Consider the following 15189-nt stretch of genomic DNA (forward strand, 5'->3'; position numbering starts at 1 on the left):
AGCAATCCAGAAACTTACCCACGGGGACGGACTGGAGTGCTTCGGCGCTTCGCTCCTCGCAAAGACGGAGGAGAAACGTCAATTCCATGGCCTGAACCCATCACCCTGCGCGGCGAGCACGCTCGTCTCGAGCCGCTTTCGCACCAGCATCTCGACGGGCTCGTCGAGGCCGTTAGGGACGGCGAACTGTGGAAGCTCTGGTACACGTTCGTACCCCGTCCCGAAAACATGGCCAAGGAGATCGATCGCAGGCTCTCGCTGCAGGCTTCGGGATCGATGCTGCCGTTCACCGCGTTCGATGCCGAAAACCGCATCGCCGGCATGACCACCTACATGAACATCGACGCCGCCAACCGGCGCGTCGAGATCGGCTCGACATGGTACGCCAGGCGCGTCCAGCGCACCGCCGTCAACACGCAGTGCAAGTTGCTGCTGCTGACGCATGCGTTCGAAGCGCTCGATTGCATTGCGGTCGAATTCCGCACGCACTTCTTCAACCACCAGAGCCGGCGCGGCATCGAGCGGCTGGGCGCCAAGCAGGACGGCATCCTGCGCAGCCACCAGATCGCGCCGAATGGCACGCTGCGCGACACCGTGGTCTACAGCATCATCGCCGGCGAGTGGCCGACGGTGAAGGCGCATTTGAATTTCCAGCTGAACGACAAGCCGCGATAATTGCATGTTCCATCGAAACGATGTGGCCGTGAATTCGGTTACCTCTCCCGCTTGCGGGGAAGGTCGCATCGCATCGAAGATGCGATGCGGGTGGGGGAAATGTATCCACTCGTGCGGCGGAGTTTATGGCGGCGCCCCCACCCCAACCCTCCCCCGCAAGCGGGAGAGGGAGCGCGGTCACGCCAGTGCGGCAATCAAGATCATCGCATTAAGCGTTAGGCGCGAGGCACGATGGACAGATTCGATTATGTGATCGTCGGCGCGGGTTCTGCCGGATGCGTGCTCGCCAATCGGCTGAGCGAGGATCCCGGCACGAGCGTTTGCGTGCTCGAGGCCGGTCCCCGCGACTGGCATCCCTACATCCATCTGCCGGCCGGCTTCATCAAGACGTTCCACATGAAGAGCGTCAACTGGGCGTATCAGCAGGAGCCGGGGCCGTGGACCGGCGGCCGCAGCATCTATGCGCCGCGCGGCAAGACGCTTGGCGGCTCCTCGTCGATCAACGGCCACATCTACAACCGCGGCCAGCGGCAGGATTTCGACACCTGGGCGCAGATGGGCAATCGCGGCTGGAGCTATTCGGACGTGTTGCCCTATTTCAGGCGGCTGGAGAAAAGGATCGGCGAAGGCGAGGACACCTATCGCGGGCGCGACGGCAGTCTCACCGTCACCACCATGGATTGGCGCGATCCGCTGTGCGAGGCCTTCATGGAGGGCGCGGTCAGCCTCGGCATTCCGCGCAACCCCGACTACAACGGCAAGATCCAGCAAGGCGTTTCCTACGCCCAGCGCACCATCCAGAACGGCCGCCGCGTCAGCGCCTCCACGGCCTTCCTTCGGCCGGCGATGAAGCGGCCCAATGTCCACGTGCATACGCACGCCCATGCCACGGAAATCATATTCGAGGGCAAGCGCGCCGTCGGCGTGCGTTATGTGAAGGGCGGACGCGGCGGCGCGGCGATCGAGGTGCGCGCCAACAAGGAAGTGATCCTTGCCGGCGGCACCTACAATTCACCGCAGCTGCTGCAACTGTCCGGTGTGGGCTCGCCCGAGCTGTTGCGCGCGCACGGCATCGAGGTGCGCCACGCGCTGGCGAGCGTCGGCGAGGGTTTGCAGGATCACTACGCGCCGCGCACCGTCGCGCGCGTCAAGAACATCATGACCATCAACGAGCTCCGGCGCGGCTGGCATCTGTGGGTCGAGGTGCTCAAATGGGCCGCCACGAGGCGCGGGCTTCTGTCGCTGTCACCGACCATGGTCTATTGCTTCTGGCATTCGGGCGAGACCGCCGAAAGCTCCGATCTGCAGCTCACCTTCACGCCGGCGAGCTACAAGGAGGGCGTGCAGGGCCAGCTCGAGGATGAGCCGGGCATGACGGTGGCGTCCTGGCAGCAGCGCCCGGAGAGCCGCGGCTATGTCCGGATCCGCTCAAGCGATCCCTTCGCGCCGCCGATCATCCAGACCAACTATCTCACCGCCGAACTCGACCGCCGCATCATCGTCGCCGGCATGAAGCTGGCGCGGCGGCTTTTGAAGTCGGCGCCCCTCGCGCCTTATTACGCCTACGAGGATTTCCCGGGGCCCAACGTCGAGAGCGACGACGAGTTTCTCGGCGCCGCCCAGCAGCGCGGCACCACGACTTTCCATCCCGCCTGCACCTGTCGCATGGGCCCGGCGGAGAGCAGCTGGGCGGTGGTCGACGATCAGCTCCGCGTCCACGGCCTCGAAGCCTTGCGCGTCGTCGATGCCTCGGTAATGCCGCGCATGATCTCCGCCAACCTCAACGCCTCGACCCTGATGATCGCCGACCGCGCCTCGGATCTGATCCGAGGGCGTCAGCCGCTGGAGGCGGCGAATGTGCCGGAAAGCGCGGCGGTGGTGTAGGGGGCCGTAGGGTGGGTAGAGCGAAGCGAAACCCATCACTCCCTTGCCCGACAGGCAAACCACTTGCCCTTTTTAATCCTCCGCTCGCGCCTTTGTCGACGCTGCGGGGGTGATTTCGCCGTGCGCGCAGAAACGAATTTCGCCAGCGCTTTCAATTCGATCCGCTCTGTCCAGATCCCGCGCTGAAAATATACCACTTCCAATTTCCCGAAATTGCGGTCTTATCCCGCGCATCCCGCCTCGATGAAGAGGGGCGTACGCGTCGTCACGATATGTGGAGGCGGGATGCGGAGGACGCGGCGGCGTCGGCGCGCAAGGAATTGCAGGGCGGTGGTCTCGCTTTCAGCGAGGCCCGTGAGCGATGATCCGGCGCGCGGACGAACGGCGCTGGAGAGCGTCCTCGCTTGGCTTCGAGGGTGAGCACACGCCAGCCGTCGAAAGCCGGGCGCGGATGTCCGCGGACGGTCAAATCGTGTGGTCCTGGCGCCCGAAGCTGGCGTCAAGCCCCCGGAGGTGTCTCATGCCAACCGGCGTGAGGCGCAACAACACTCCGTGGGCGACGGTGGCAATAGAGCTCGTCTCACTGGGGAGATCACGACATAAGCCGTAAAACCATCGCGCAGGGAAGGCCGGGTTGCTCCGGCTGCCCTGTGGTCCAAGCCGTGTGCGTCTTGCGCACGGACCGCGGGTGCCAGCCGGCACCCGGCCTTCCCTGCGCCCTCTTCGTTGAGAAGAGGGTGAGGAGCGAAGCAAAACTCGGGCGCAAGGCGTCGCGAGAATGCGAAGGCGTGACTGTGAAAGCATGCGACGTTGGCCCGAACAGCAATCCATCACCGCCACCCTGAGGCGCCGGAGCGAAGCGGAGGCATCGAAGGGCGACGGGCACCGGCGGGGCCGTTCATCCTCGAGGCTCGCCCAGCGCTGCAAATCGCAGCGCAAGGCTCGCGCCTCAGGATGACGGGACTACTAACAGCGTCATCGCAATGACCTTGCTCGCAATGACGCGTGCGGAAGTTCTCCTACACTTCCCGCCGGCTGAGGAACGCCAGCCGCTCGAACAAATGCACGTCCTGCTCGTTCTTCAGGAGAGCGCCGTGCAGCGGCGGGATCAGCTTGCGCGGATCGCGCTCGCGGAGCTGCTCCGGGGTCATCTCCTCGTTCATCAGCAGCTTGAGCCAGTCGAGCAGCTCGGAGGTCGATGGCTTCTTCTTCAGGCCCGGCACCTCGCGGACCTCGAAGAAGATGCGCAGCGCTTCCTCAACCAGGCGCTTCTTGATACCGGGGAAGTGCACGTCGACGATCCGCGCCATGGTCTCGGCGCCGGGGAATTTGATGTAATGGAAGAAACAGCGGCGCAGGAACGCGTCGGGCAGCTCCTTTTCGTTATTCGACGTGATCATCATGATTGGGCGCTGTTTGGCCTTGATGGTCTCGCCGGTCTCGTAGACATGGAATTCCATGCGATCGAGCTCGAGCAAGAGATCGTTGGGAAATTCGATGTCCGCCTTGTCGACCTCGTCGATCAGCAGCACGGGACGCTGCTCGGAGGTGAAGGCGTCCCACAATTTGCCGCGCTTGATGTAGTTCCTGATGTCGGAGACGCGCTCATCGCCGAGCTGGCTGTCGCGCAGGCGCGACACCGCGTCGTATTCGTAGAGACCCTGCTGCGCCTTGGTGGTCGACTTGATGTGCCAGGTCAGGAGCGGCGCGTTGAGCGCCTTGGCGACTTCCTCGGCCAGCACCGTCTTGCCGGTGCCGGGCTCGCCCTTGATGAGGAGCGGGCGCTCGAGCACGATCGACGCATTGACGGCGACCTTGAGATCATCGGTCGCAACGTAGTCCTTGGTGCCGGTAAACTTCATTCGAGCATCAACCTTGTTGTTCGTTGTTTGAGTAAGGCGCCCCCCGCGCCAACACGGCGACGGCCGCGAACGGCGGCCGTCGTCCATTTCGGAACTGTCAGGCCCGTTTTACCAGCGAAAGGATGACGAGCACAATCACCGCGCCGATGGTGGCATTGACGATGTCACGGACGATTCCGACGCCGAGGCTGATGCCGAGCTGGGGCAGGATGAAGCTTGCCACCAGCGCGCCGATAATCCCGACCACGATGTTGCCGATCAGCCCAAATCCCGCGCCGTGGACAATTAGCCCGGCCAGCCAGCCGGCGACCGCGCCGATCACGAGTGCAGCGATGATTCCCATTGAAAAAGCCCCCACGCAAAGCCCAAGCCGGGTAATTCTAGAATATGATGATCTTTTGTCGATCGGAATCGCCGCGAATTCAGCCCAATCCCGTCGCGCTTTGGGCTTGCCGGGCGCACGCCGGCCCTTGACGTTGCCGGTCAGCCGGGCAATCTGTCTGCCATGTTTCTGCAATTCTTCACCTCATTGCGCGACGCGCAGGTCCCCGTGACCTTGCGCGAATACCTGACGCTGATGGAGGCGCTCGACGCCGACCTGGCGGAATATACCGTCGAGAACTTCTATTACCTGTCGCGTGCCGCGCTGGTGAAGGACGAGCGCAACCTCGACAAGTTCGATCGCGTGTTCGGCACGGTCTTCAAGGGCCTTGAAAGCCTGCTGGATGCCATGGAGAAGGCGGACATTCCGGCAGAGTGGCTGAAGAAGCTCGCCGAGAAGTACCTCACGGAGGAAGAGAAGAAGCAGATCGAGGCCATGGGCTGGGACAAGCTCATGGAGACGCTGCGCAAGCGGCTCGAGGAGCAGAAGGGGCGGCACCAGGGCGGCAGCAAGTGGATCGGTACCGCCGGAACCTCGCCGTTCGGCGCCTATGGCTACAATCCCGAAGGCGTTCGCATCGGCCAGGAGAAGAACCGCAACAACCGCGCGGTGAAGGTGTGGGACCGCCGCGAGTTCAAGGATCTCGACGGCAATGTCGAGCTCGGCATCCGCAACATCAAGGTCGCGCTGCGGCGCTTGCGCAAGTTCGCCCGCACCGGCGCGCCCGACGAGCTCGATCTCGACACCACGATCCGCGAGACCGCCAACCACGGCTATCTCGACGTGCACATGCGGCCCGAGCGGCGCAATGCGGTGAAGGTTCTGGTGTTCTTCGACATCGGCGGCTCGATGGATGCCCATATCGAGCAGGTCGAGGAATTGTTCTCGGCCGCCAAGAGCGAATTCAAGCACATGGAGTATTTCTACTTCCACAACTGCCTCTATGAAGGCGTGTGGAAGCAGAACCGCCGGCGCTTCACCGACCGCACCCCGACCTGGGACGTGCTGCACAAATATCCGCACGACTACAAGGTCGTGTTCGTGGGCGACGCCTCGATGTCGCCTTATGAGATCATGGTGCCGGGCGGTTCGGTCGAGCACGTCAACGAGGAACCGGGCTCGGTCTGGCTCGATCGCATCGTCCGAACCTATCCGCATGCGGTCTGGCTCAATCCGGTGCAGCAGAAGCACTGGGACTATTCGGAATCCACCACCATCATCCGCCGCATCTTCACCAATCGCATGTTTCCGATCACGATCGAGGGGTTGGAAGGGGCGATGAAGGAACTGGTGCACTAAGAACAACCACCGTCATTCCGGACGGCCGCGGAGCGGCCGATCCGGAATCTCGATGTTGTGACACAGGATCGAGATTCCGGGCTCGCGCTTTGCGCGCCCCGGAATGACGAATAGATCAACAAGGAAGAACACCATGCCCCAGAACATCACGCGCGGCATCAAGGCGCTGGTCGATGAAGCCAATGCCGAGATCGAAACCCTGACCGCGGAGCAGGCAATCAAGGCCGCGCAAAGCGCTGACGTCGTGATCGTCGACATCCGCGATCCGCGAGAGATCGAGCGGGAAGGGCGCATCCCCGGTGCCTTCTCCTGCACCCGCGGCATGCTGGAATTCTGGATCGATCCCCAGAGCCCCTATGCAAAGCCGATCTTCCAGGAGGACAAGAAGTTCGTGTTCCATTGCGCCGGCGGCCTGCGCTCGGCGCTCGCGGCCAAGACGGCGCAGGACATGGGGCTGAAGCCGGTCGCCCATATCGGCGGCGGCTTCGCCGCCTGGCGCGATGCCGGCGGGCCGGTCGAGAAGTGGGAGCCGAAGAAGAAGTGACGCATGTCACACGCGGGCTTGACCCGCGTGTCCATCATCTCGAGAAGATGGATTGCCGGGTCAAGCCCGGCAATGACGACCGGGAATACTGGAGGCTGCGATCATGACCACCGCCGACGACCCGCTCGTCTCCACTGACTGGCTTGCCGCGCACCTTGCCGACCCCAAGGTCAAGGTCATCGACGCCACCTTCAAGATGCCCGGCGTGCTGCCGCTGCCGAAGGACGATTTTCTGGCCGCGCACATACCCGGCGCCGTGTTCTTCGACGTCGACGCCGTGTCGGATCATTCCAATCCGCTGCCACATATGTTTCCGAGCGCCGAGCAGTTCGGCCGCGATGTCGGTGCGCTCGGCATCGGCAATGCCGATACCGTGGTCGTCTATGATGCCGGCGGCTGGGTTGCCGCGCCGCGGGTGTGGTGGATGTTCCTGTCCTATGGCCACAGCAATGTGCGCGTGCTCGACGGCGGCCTGAAGAAGTGGCGCGCCGAGGGTCGGCAGTTCGAGAGCGGCGAGGTCACGCCCAAGCCCGTAACCTTCAAGGCGACCTATGATCCGCAGCGCGTGCGCAACCTGGAGCAGATGATTGCCAACGTCGGTACGAATACCGAACAGGTGATCGATGCCCGCGCCGCAGACCGCTTTGAGGGACGCGTAGCGGAACCGCGGCCGGGCATCCGCTCGGGTCACATCCCCGGTAGCCGCAACGTGCCGTACAACACTCTGTTCGATGCTGCGACCGGAACGATGAAACCGCTCGAGGAACTGCGCAGGGTCTTTGCCGGTGCCGGCGTCGATACGGCCAAGCCCATCGTGACCAGCTGCGGCTCGGGCGTTTCCGCGCTGGTCTTGACGCTTGCGCTGTATCGGCTGGGCGTGCGCGGCAGCGCGCTCTATGACGGCTCGTGGTCCGAATGGGGATTGCCGGACGGTCCGCGGATTGCGACCGGGCCCGCCTGATCTTTTTCAGCGGGTCCGCCCGGTTTGCTTGACCGCCGGCTGCACGAGCGGAGCGAACGGATCGAATATCGGCGCAACGGGCGGCTGCGGAGGCGGGGGCGATCGACGTGCGGTCCGGTGTCGCTTCCTGGCGCGCTGCACGCGCTGCTCGGTCACGCTCTTCTCCGCTTGCGACTGCTGCTCGGCGGCGGCGGTTGGATCGGGAAGTGCCGCGGTCTTGGTCACAGCAGCGTCGGCATTGCCGGGGGCGGCGCCGTCGGCTGCCTGCTCCTTGATGTTTGAGGATGATGAGACTGGATTCTCTGCGGCGGGCGCAGCTACTTCAACGGCAGCCAACGCCTCTTGAACGGCAGCTAGTTTCGCATCACTCGCCGGCGTCTCGGTCGGTCCGGGCGCGCTAGCGGGAGCAGCCGGTTCCGCCGTGGGAGCGGCGCCGGATTGTTGGGGCAGGCCGATAGTGGGTTGGCTGACAGCCGCCAGTTCGAGTTTCTGGCTCTCGGGCTCAGCCGCGGCTTCGGGCGTCACGACGATCGCGTGTTCCGGCTCCTTCGCCGGGGGTGTCACAGCCTCTGGCGCAGGCGCGGGCGACGCCGGTTCCGGTGAGTTCAGCTCGGCCGGTGGCGGCTCGACCCGGAGCGCCGCCAGCACAGCTTCCCTGGGCTCGGTCGGCGGGGCGAACACTTGCTCCTGCGGTCCGGTCCGCCAGGACGGATTGCTGACGAACTCCTCATGCGTGGCCCGCAACAGGGCGGCTGCCCCGAGCCCGAACACCAGGACCGAAGTCGACAGCAGGATCGCGGCGAACAGAAAGCGGAAGCCGGGAAGCATTGAGGGCCGAATCCGCCTTGGCAGCCTGTCCAAGGCCCTTGAACCATCAATAACGCGGTGAGGGTACTTTTTTGCCGCATTCGCCGGCCCAAATGGGGCTGAAACCGGGGCGAATCAGGCTGAATCGAGGATACAGCAACGCTCCCCGCGGATTCGGTAAAAATCTGGGCGCGAATGCTGCACCAGTGTGTGAACAGGCGTTTTCGGTCTCTCTGATGCCTTCGTGCAACGGTCCGGCTCGGGATTACAAACAGCCGGTCCGACGCAAATGGGCCCGATTTGTCTTGAATGCGCCGCTATCTTCGGTCATGTGCCATTAATAGTCCGGTCGGGCCTGGGGTCTATACAAGAGCGATGATGATCAAAAACATTCTGGCGATGTGTGCTGCTGCGACGGTCGCGGCGGCCGGAACCTCGCTCGCACAAGCCCAACAGAGCTACCCGATCCAGCAGGGACAGCCACCCTTCTATTCTGCGCCTTATCCGCAAGGCGCTCCACCAGAATACCGTCCGGGGGAACAGGTTCCGGACTTTGATGCCCTGGAGGATGACGAAGCCGCGCCGCAGCAGAACTCCGCCGCGCTGCCGCCACCCGGGCCGGGCCCGATCCTGTCGCCCAACGACCCGCGTTACGGCCGGCCGGCCGCCAACGCACCCGTCTATTCCGGCGCACCCACCGGTCCAATCCTGTCGCCAGACGATCCGCGCTATGGCCGCCCGGCCGGCCCGCCGCAGGTGATCTATGCCGACCGTCCCCCGGGCCAACCGGCGTATCCGAATGGCGAGGTTCCGCGTCCGCCGGAGGCGATCGGCGGAGCGCCGGGCACCGTGACCGGCACCGTGCAGGGGCCCCCTCAGCTCGGCGCTGACGGCAGGCCGCTGACGATCGCGGCACTACCGCCCGAGGAGCAGCCGGACGCGGCGCCGGCGCAACTTCCGCCAAACCTGCGTCGCCAGGAAGTTGCGTTCCAGACCAAGGAGCCAGCCGGAACGATCGTCGTCGATACCCCAAACACGTATCTTTACTACGTGCTCGGCAGTGGGCGCGCGATCCGCTACGGCGTGCGCGTCGGTCGCGACGGCTTCACCTGGACCGGCGTGCAGAAGATTTCGCGCAAGGCGGAATGGCCGGATTGGCACCCGCCGACGGAGATGATCGAGCGCCAGCCCTACCTGCCGCGCTTCATGGCCGGCGGGCCCGGCAACCCGCTCGGCGCGCGCGCCATGTATCTTGGTTCGACCGTCTACCGCATTCACGGCACCAACCAGCCGTCGACAATTGGCAAGTTCGTTTCCTCGGGCTGTATCGGCATGCTGAACGACGACGTTTCCGACCTGTTCGATCGCGTGAAGGTCGGCACCCGCGTGGTGGTGCTGCCGGGCGGTCCGCCGCCGGGTACAGCGACGGCGTCTGCCCAGCCGGTTCCCGGACCGGGCGCCGCCGTGCCGGTCACGGCCGCCGCGCCAAGCACCGCGGGCATGCAGCCGACGGTCGTGCCGCCGCTGCCGGCTCCGGTGACGGTGCGCTGAAGAACCGACGGAATTCAAACCAGAAGGGCGCGCAAACAGCGCGCCTTTTTTGTTGCGCACGCGCGTGATGCGGCTCGCGGTTCGCCGCGACATATCGAGGCGCCAGGCGTCACATTCCAGAACGATCACGCATCTCCGTCGTTGAACCGGCAGATGCACGCAAACTCCGGAAGAGCGAAGTAGCGGAGCACTCGGATATGCGCATTCTTGTTGCAGGCGCGACCGGCGCCGTCGGCCGCCATCTCGTCCCCGCGCTGGTCGCGAGAGGTCATTCCGTCACTGGCACGACGCGAAGCCCGGCCAAGGCCGGCGTGATCAGGGCGATGGGCGCGCAACCGGCAATCGCCGATGGGCTCGATTCTGATGCGATCAGAACCGCTGTCCTTGCCTCCAGGCCCGAGGTTGTGGTGCACGAGATGACCGACCTCGCGGCGGTGTCGGATCTTCGGCACTTCGATCGTTCATTCGCCAACACAAACGAGCTGCGCACGCGGGGAACCGATATTCTGCTCGCGGCGGCGCACGAAGCGGGCGCGAGGCGCTTCATCGCGCAGAGTTTCTGCGGCTGGATCTTCAGTCGTACCGGCAGCGCCGCCAAGGACGAGACGGAAGAGCTCGATCCCAACCCTCCGGAAGAGCTTCGCCGAACCCTGGAAGCGATCAGGTACCTGGAGCGCACGGTGACGGCTTCATCGGCGCCCGCAGGAATCGTGCTGCGCTATGGATACTTCTACGGTCCTGACACGGGGATGTTCTCATCCGCCATGATTGACCAATTGCGTCGCCGCCGCGTGCCGGTGATCGGTGATGGCGGCGGCTGGTGGTCGTTCATCCACACCGAGGATGCCGCTTCGGCGACCGTTGCGGCGATCGACCACGGCAAGCCGGGGAGCATCTACAACATTGTCGATGACTATCCGGCGCAGGTCAGGGATTTCCTGCCGGCGCTTGCCGCGATGTTCGGGGCCAAGCCGCCGCTGCATGTGCCGGCCTGGCTCGGCCGTCTGCTCGGCGGCGAGCACATGGTCGTGATGATGACCCAGGTGCGTGGTGGCTCCAACGCCAAGGCGCAGCGCGAACTGTCCTGGCGGCCCGCTCACCCGTCCTGGCGCGAAGGATTCGCCTACGCCGCAACGGAGACTATGGCTCGAAGCTCCGCCGCTTGACGCGCCTCTCAGGCGATCCGTCGCGGCGGTTCGCCCTTGAACCAGGCATCGATGGCCTCGACCATCTGGCCGTAATGCGCGCGCAGGCCGTCCTGCGTGGCGTAGCCGAGATGCGGGGTCAGCACCATGTTGTCGAGCTTGCGGAAGGGATGATCCATCGGCAGCGGCTCGAGCGCGAACACGTCGAGCGCAGCGCCCGCGATCTTCTTCTGCCGCAGGGTTTCCAGCAGCGCCGCTTCGTCGACAATGGGACCGCGCGCGGTATTGACGAGATAGGACGTTGGCTTCATCCGCGCGAGGTCGTCGGGTCCGACCAGCCCGCGCGAGCGCTGGCTCAGCACCACATGGATGGTGACGATGTCCGCGGTCGAAAACAGCTCTTGCTTGTCCGCGTAGGCAACGCCGACCTCCTTGCACTTATCCGGCGTCAGGTTCGGGCTCCAGGCGATGACATTCATGCCGAAGGCCTGCGCAAGCCCCGCGACCTTGCTGCCGAGCTTGCCCAGCCCGATCACCCCCAGCGTGCAGCCCTCGATCTCGATGCCGGCAAAGGTCTGCCAGGCCTCGCCGGCGTGCATGCGGGCGTTCTCACGGCCAATGCCGCGCGTCAGTTCCAGGATCAGGCCCATGGTCAGAGCCGCGGTGGGGTCGCGGCTATATTGGGTCCCGCACACGATGACGTTGCGGTCCTTGGCCGTTTCCATGTCGATGGCGGCGTTGCGCATGCCCGAGGTGAGGAGGAGCTTCAGCCTGGGCAGCGCCGCAAACAGGCTGCGCGGAAACGCCGTGCGTTCCCGCATCGCACACACGATCTCGAAATCCTTCAGTGCACTCGCCGCCGCGTCCTCGGAAGCGAACGGATGGCTGAACACGGTGACATCGACGCGGTCGGAGATTTTCGACCAGTCGGCGGCCGCAAGCGCCAGGTTGAAATAGTCGTCAAGAATTGCACAGCGCAACTGCGTCATCGAAAGACCCGCTCATAACCAGAAATGGCGGCACAAGCCGGTGCGCCGCAGGGGAACGTTGCGCGCAAGAGCATGCCGGCGCAAGCGGTCCTTCGTTGCAATACTGCGTTCCGGGCCGAAAGGTGCCTGGACTAGAGGTCGCGTGATTTCAGCCGGAAAGACTCCTCCGCGCCGTACTTGGCGCGCCAGGCGGGGCCGGGTCCGCGCATGTAATGGAGCTCCGGCCGGTAGGGGTGGAAGGCCGTGGTGAAGAACCGGGACCAGAATCCCTTGAATCCGCTCGATGGCCGGGCGCGGCTACCGCGATTTCGTGCTCCGGCCGAAGGCAGGGATGTCGTGTTGGTCGCTGCCATAACACTGCCTCGCTGTTCTGGCCGGCGGCCCTGGGCCGCGGCGGCGGCGCTTCTTCCAGCGCCGGGGCGAGATTTGGACGGATCAATTAAAAGTTGGTTTCAATTTTCACGTTTCGACGCCGGTATGGTGTCCATCCCGTATTCATCCGTGGTGAAGAAACGGAAAACATTGCCCTTTGAGGTCGGGATCGCTACATCGGCGGCAGCAAATTTCCTCAAATCCAAGGCTTCAGGGGACCGATGGCGCGCCAGTTCGTCTATTTCATGCAGGGTCTGTCCAAGACCTATCCGGGCAATCGCAAGGTGCTCGATAACATCCATTTGTCCTTTTATCCGGACGCCAAGATCGGCGTGCTCGGTGTCAACGGCTCCGGCAAGTCGACCTTGCTCCGGATCATGGCCGGGATCGACAAGGATTATACGGGCGAGGCCTGGGTCGCCGAGGGTGCGCGGGTCGGGTATCTCGAGCAGGAGCCGCAGCTCGATCCGAAGCTGTCCGTCCGCGAGAATGTGATGCAGGGCGTCGCCAAGCATAAGGCGATTCTCGACCGCTACAACGAGCTTGCGGTCAACTATTCGGACGAGACCGCCGATGAAATGACCAGACTGCAGGATGAGATCGAGGCGCACGGCTTGTGGGATCTCGACAGCAAGGTCGACCAGGCCATGGACGCGCTGCGATGCCCGCCCGACGATGCCGACGTCACCACCCTTTCGGGCGGCGAGCGGCGCCGCGTCGCGCTGTGCCGGCTCCTCTTAAACCAGCCCGAACTGTTGCTGCTGGACGAACCGACCAATCACCTCGACGCCGAGTCGGTCTCCTGGCTTGAAGGTCACCTGCGGCAATATCCCGGCGCGATCCTGATCGTCACCCACGACCGCTACTTCCTCGACAATGTCACGGGGTGGATCCTCGAGCTCGACCGCGGCAAGGGCATTCCCTACGAGGGCAATTATTCCTCCTGGCTGGTGCAGAAGCAGAAGCGGCTCGAGCAGGAGGGCCGCGAGGAAGCCGCGCATCAGCGCACGCTGTCGCGCGAGCAGGAGTGGATTGCGGCCTCGCCGAAGGCGCGCCAGGCCAAGTCCAAAGCGCGCTATCAGCGCTACGAAGAGCTGTTGAAGAAGGCGAGCGAGAAGCAGAGCCAGACTGCGCAGATCGTCATTCCGGTCGCCGAGCGGCTGGGCCAGAACGTCATCGATTTCGAGGGACTGACGAAATCATTCGGCGATCGCCTCCTGATCGACAATCTCACCTTCAAGCTGCCTCCGGGCGGCATCGTCGGCGTAATCGGCCCGAATGGCGCCGGCAAAACCACGCTGTTCCGGATGATCACCGGGCAGGAGCAGCCCGATCAGGGCACTATCACCGTCGGTGAATCGGTGCGGCTAGGTTATGTCGATCAGTCGCGCGACGCGCTCGACGGCTCCAAGACCGTGTGGGAGGAGATCTCCGGCGGCAACGAGCTGATCCTCCTGGGCAAGCGCGAGGTCAACTCGCGCGGCTATTGCTCCGCCTTCAACTTCAAGGGCGCCGATCAGCAGAAGAAGGTCGGCTCGCTCTCGGGCGGGGAGCGCAACCGCGTGCATTTGGCGAAAATGCTCAAGTCGGGTGCCAACGTGCTCCTGCTTGACGAGCCGACCAACGATCTTGACGTCGACACGCTGCGTGCGCTGGAAGAGGCGCTGGAGGATTTCGCCGGTTGCGCCGTGATCATCAGCCACGACCGCTGGTTCCTCGACCGCATCGCCACCCACATGCTCTCCTTCGAGGGCGACAGCCATGTCGAATGGTTCGAAGGCAACTTCCAGGACTATGAGAAGGACAAGATGCGCCGGCTGGGCCAGGATTCGATCATTCCGCACCGGCTGAAGTACAAGAAGTTGACGCGCTAAGAGCCGGAGCGGGCCGGGTCCAGGCGGCATCGCGCTGGATGCCTTTGAATGAAAGCCGGCCCGCAAGCGTTCCGCCTTCGTGGAACGCCGGAGCAGGGCACCTCTTCTGGGCCTGGGCCGGCAGCTGCGGCCACTTGTCGCTTCGCTACGCGGCGGGATTGCATAGATAGACAGGGTCCGTCCCGCCTCGAATCCCCTTCCAGCAAAAGATCGCGAATGTCTCTTGACCAGAAAACGCCGCTTCCGTCGAAGGCGGTGTCGTTGCGCCCGGTTCCGATGCTGATCTTCGGATCCCGCTGGCTTCAGCTGCCGCTTTACGTCGGTCTCATCGTCGCCCAGGGCGTCTACGTCGTACTCTTCCTGAAGGAGCTCTGGCACCTGTTCGCGCATGCGTTCGATTTCAGCGAGCAGCAGATCATGCTCGCGGTCCTCGGCTTGATCGACGTCGTGATGATCTCGAACCTCCTGGTGATGGTCATCGTCGGCGGTTACGAGACCTTCGTGTCGCGGCTCAATTTGCAGGGGCATCCCGACGAGCCGGAATGGCTCAGCCACGTCAACGCCAGCGTCCTCAAGATCAAGCTGGCGATGGCCATTATCGGCATCTCCTCGATCCATCTGCTGCGCACCTTCATTGAGGCCGGCGCATTGACGTCCGCAAAGACCGCGTACACCGAGACCGGCGTGATGTGGCAGACGATCATCCATGCCGTGTTCATCCTTTCGGCGATCGGCATCGCGCTCGTCGACAAACTATCCTACGCTTCTATCGAGGCTTCGAAGCAGCAGAGCCAGCATTGAACGGGATGCGCGCCGCGGCCTGTTTATGACCGGCTGCGGCCGT

14 protein-coding genes are annotated in these 15189 nt (G+C 64.0%); 9 read left to right on the plus strand and 5 right to left on the minus strand.

The window, feature by feature from the left end:
* Window positions 1-81: 81 nt before the first annotated feature.
* Together HY852_RS27115 and HY852_RS27120 are read left to right on the plus strand one after the other, a co-directional pair.
* The gene (locus HY852_RS27115) at window positions 82-675 is read left to right on the plus strand and encodes a GNAT family protein (RefSeq protein ID WP_291608118.1); all 594 of its coding nucleotides are present in this window, start codon (window positions 82-84) and stop codon (window positions 673-675) included.
* Between the two features lie 231 nt (window positions 676-906).
* A complete protein-coding gene (locus HY852_RS27120) occupies window positions 907-2559 on the plus strand; it encodes a GMC family oxidoreductase (protein ID WP_291608039.1) in 1653 nt (550 codons plus the stop codon).
* Between the two features lie 1019 nt (window positions 2560-3578).
* Here the strand turns inward: HY852_RS27120 and HY852_RS27125 are convergent.
* Together HY852_RS27125 and HY852_RS27130 are read right to left on the minus strand one after the other, a co-directional pair.
* Window positions 3579-4421, minus strand: a complete 843-nt coding sequence (locus HY852_RS27125) for a MoxR family ATPase (RefSeq protein WP_291608040.1) — start codon at window positions 4419-4421, stop codon at window positions 3579-3581.
* Between the two features lie 97 nt (window positions 4422-4518).
* Entirely contained in the window at window positions 4519-4764 is a 246-nt protein-coding gene (locus tag HY852_RS27130; RefSeq protein WP_291608119.1) for a GlsB/YeaQ/YmgE family stress response membrane protein, read from the minus strand.
* Window positions 4765-4926: 162 nt separating this feature from the next.
* On the opposite strand from HY852_RS27130, the gene HY852_RS27135 reads away from it, so the two are divergent.
* The 3 genes from HY852_RS27135 (at window position 4927) to sseA (ending at window position 7607) form a co-directional block, all read left to right on the plus strand.
* A complete protein-coding gene (locus tag HY852_RS27135) occupies window positions 4927-6102 on the plus strand; it encodes a VWA domain-containing protein (RefSeq protein WP_291608041.1) in 1176 nt (391 codons plus the stop codon).
* Window positions 6103-6235: 133 nt separating this feature from the next.
* Window positions 6236-6646: a rhodanese-like domain-containing protein gene (locus HY852_RS27140; RefSeq protein WP_291608042.1), complete on the plus strand. Its 411-nt coding sequence runs from the start codon at window positions 6236-6238 to the stop codon at window positions 6644-6646.
* A gap of 103 nt (window positions 6647-6749) precedes the next feature.
* Window positions 6750-7607 carry a 3-mercaptopyruvate sulfurtransferase gene (sseA, locus tag HY852_RS27145; protein ID WP_291608043.1) on the plus strand — a complete coding sequence of 286 codons (858 nt, stop codon included), beginning with the start codon at window positions 6750-6752 and terminating at the stop codon, window positions 7605-7607.
* Window positions 7608-7613: 6 nt separating this feature from the next.
* Here the strand turns inward: sseA and HY852_RS27150 are convergent, their stop codons facing one another.
* Window positions 7614-8435 (minus strand): hypothetical protein, encoded by an 822-nt coding sequence (locus HY852_RS27150; protein WP_291608044.1) that lies wholly within the window; start codon window positions 8433-8435, stop codon window positions 7614-7616.
* Window positions 8436-8789: 354 nt separating this feature from the next.
* Here HY852_RS27150 and HY852_RS27155 point away from each other — a divergent pair, with 354 nt between their 5' ends.
* Together HY852_RS27155 and HY852_RS27160 are read left to right on the plus strand one after the other, a co-directional pair.
* Window positions 8790-9965 (plus strand): L,D-transpeptidase family protein, encoded by a 1176-nt coding sequence (locus tag HY852_RS27155; protein WP_291608045.1) that lies wholly within the window; start codon window positions 8790-8792, stop codon window positions 9963-9965.
* A 197-nt stretch (window positions 9966-10162) separates the two neighbouring features.
* The gene (locus tag HY852_RS27160) at window positions 10163-11131 is read left to right on the plus strand and encodes an NAD(P)-dependent oxidoreductase (protein WP_291608046.1); all 969 of its coding nucleotides are present in this window, start codon (window positions 10163-10165) and stop codon (window positions 11129-11131) included.
* A gap of 8 nt (window positions 11132-11139) precedes the next feature.
* Here HY852_RS27160 and HY852_RS27165 read toward each other — a convergent pair whose 3' ends face one another.
* Both HY852_RS27165 and HY852_RS27170 read right to left on the minus strand, forming a co-directional pair.
* A complete protein-coding gene (locus HY852_RS27165) occupies window positions 11140-12099 on the minus strand; it encodes a D-2-hydroxyacid dehydrogenase family protein (RefSeq protein WP_291608047.1) in 960 nt (319 codons plus the stop codon).
* 131 nt (window positions 12100-12230) lie between these two features.
* Window positions 12231-12452, minus strand: coding sequence for a hypothetical protein (locus HY852_RS27170; RefSeq protein WP_291608048.1), 222 nt, complete (start codon window positions 12450-12452; stop codon window positions 12231-12233).
* Between the two features lie 240 nt (window positions 12453-12692).
* Between HY852_RS27170 and ettA the strand changes: the two genes are divergently transcribed.
* Together ettA and HY852_RS27180 are read left to right on the plus strand one after the other, a co-directional pair.
* On the plus strand, window positions 12693-14345 hold the full coding sequence (gene ettA / locus HY852_RS27175) for an energy-dependent translational throttle protein EttA (protein WP_291608049.1): 1653 nt from the start codon (window positions 12693-12695) through the stop codon (window positions 14343-14345).
* 216 nt (window positions 14346-14561) lie between these two features.
* Window positions 14562-15146 (plus strand): TIGR00645 family protein, encoded by a 585-nt coding sequence (locus HY852_RS27180; protein WP_291608050.1) that lies wholly within the window; start codon window positions 14562-14564, stop codon window positions 15144-15146.
* Window positions 15147-15189: the final 43 nt, after the last annotated feature.

This window comes from Bradyrhizobium sp., from assembly GCF_016213215.1.
In the GTDB taxonomy this organism is placed as follows: Bacteria; Pseudomonadota; Alphaproteobacteria; order Rhizobiales; family Xanthobacteraceae; genus Bradyrhizobium.

What these genes read in the sequence shown, in the direction of transcription:
- HY852_RS27120 (WP_291608039.1), top strand. Translation starts at nt 907, where the DNA reads ATGGACAGATTCGATTATGTGATCGTCGGCGCGGGTTCTGCCGGATGC.
- HY852_RS27125 (WP_291608040.1), bottom strand. Translation starts at nt 4,421, where the DNA reads ATGAAGTTTACCGGCACCAAGGACTACGTTGCGACCGATGATCTCAAG.
- HY852_RS27130 (WP_291608119.1), bottom strand. Translation starts at nt 4,764, where the DNA reads ATGGGAATCATCGCTGCACTCGTGATCGGCGCGGTCGCCGGCTGGCTG.
- HY852_RS27135 (WP_291608041.1), top strand. Translation starts at nt 4,927, where the DNA reads ATGTTTCTGCAATTCTTCACCTCATTGCGCGACGCGCAGGTCCCCGTG.
- HY852_RS27140 (WP_291608042.1), top strand. Translation starts at nt 6,236, where the DNA reads ATGCCCCAGAACATCACGCGCGGCATCAAGGCGCTGGTCGATGAAGCC.
- sseA (WP_291608043.1), top strand. Translation starts at nt 6,750, where the DNA reads ATGACCACCGCCGACGACCCGCTCGTCTCCACTGACTGGCTTGCCGCG.
- HY852_RS27150 (WP_291608044.1), bottom strand. Translation starts at nt 8,435, where the DNA reads ATGCTTCCCGGCTTCCGCTTTCTGTTCGCCGCGATCCTGCTGTCGACT.
- HY852_RS27155 (WP_291608045.1), top strand. Translation starts at nt 8,790, where the DNA reads ATGATGATCAAAAACATTCTGGCGATGTGTGCTGCTGCGACGGTCGCG.
- HY852_RS27160 (WP_291608046.1), top strand. Translation starts at nt 10,163, where the DNA reads ATGCGCATTCTTGTTGCAGGCGCGACCGGCGCCGTCGGCCGCCATCTC.
- HY852_RS27165 (WP_291608047.1), bottom strand. Translation starts at nt 12,099, where the DNA reads ATGACGCAGTTGCGCTGTGCAATTCTTGACGACTATTTCAACCTGGCG.
- HY852_RS27170 (WP_291608048.1), bottom strand. Translation starts at nt 12,452, where the DNA reads ATGGCAGCGACCAACACGACATCCCTGCCTTCGGCCGGAGCACGAAAT.
- ettA (WP_291608049.1), top strand. Translation starts at nt 12,693, where the DNA reads ATGGCGCGCCAGTTCGTCTATTTCATGCAGGGTCTGTCCAAGACCTAT.
- HY852_RS27180 (WP_291608050.1), top strand. Translation starts at nt 14,562, where the DNA reads ATGTCTCTTGACCAGAAAACGCCGCTTCCGTCGAAGGCGGTGTCGTTG.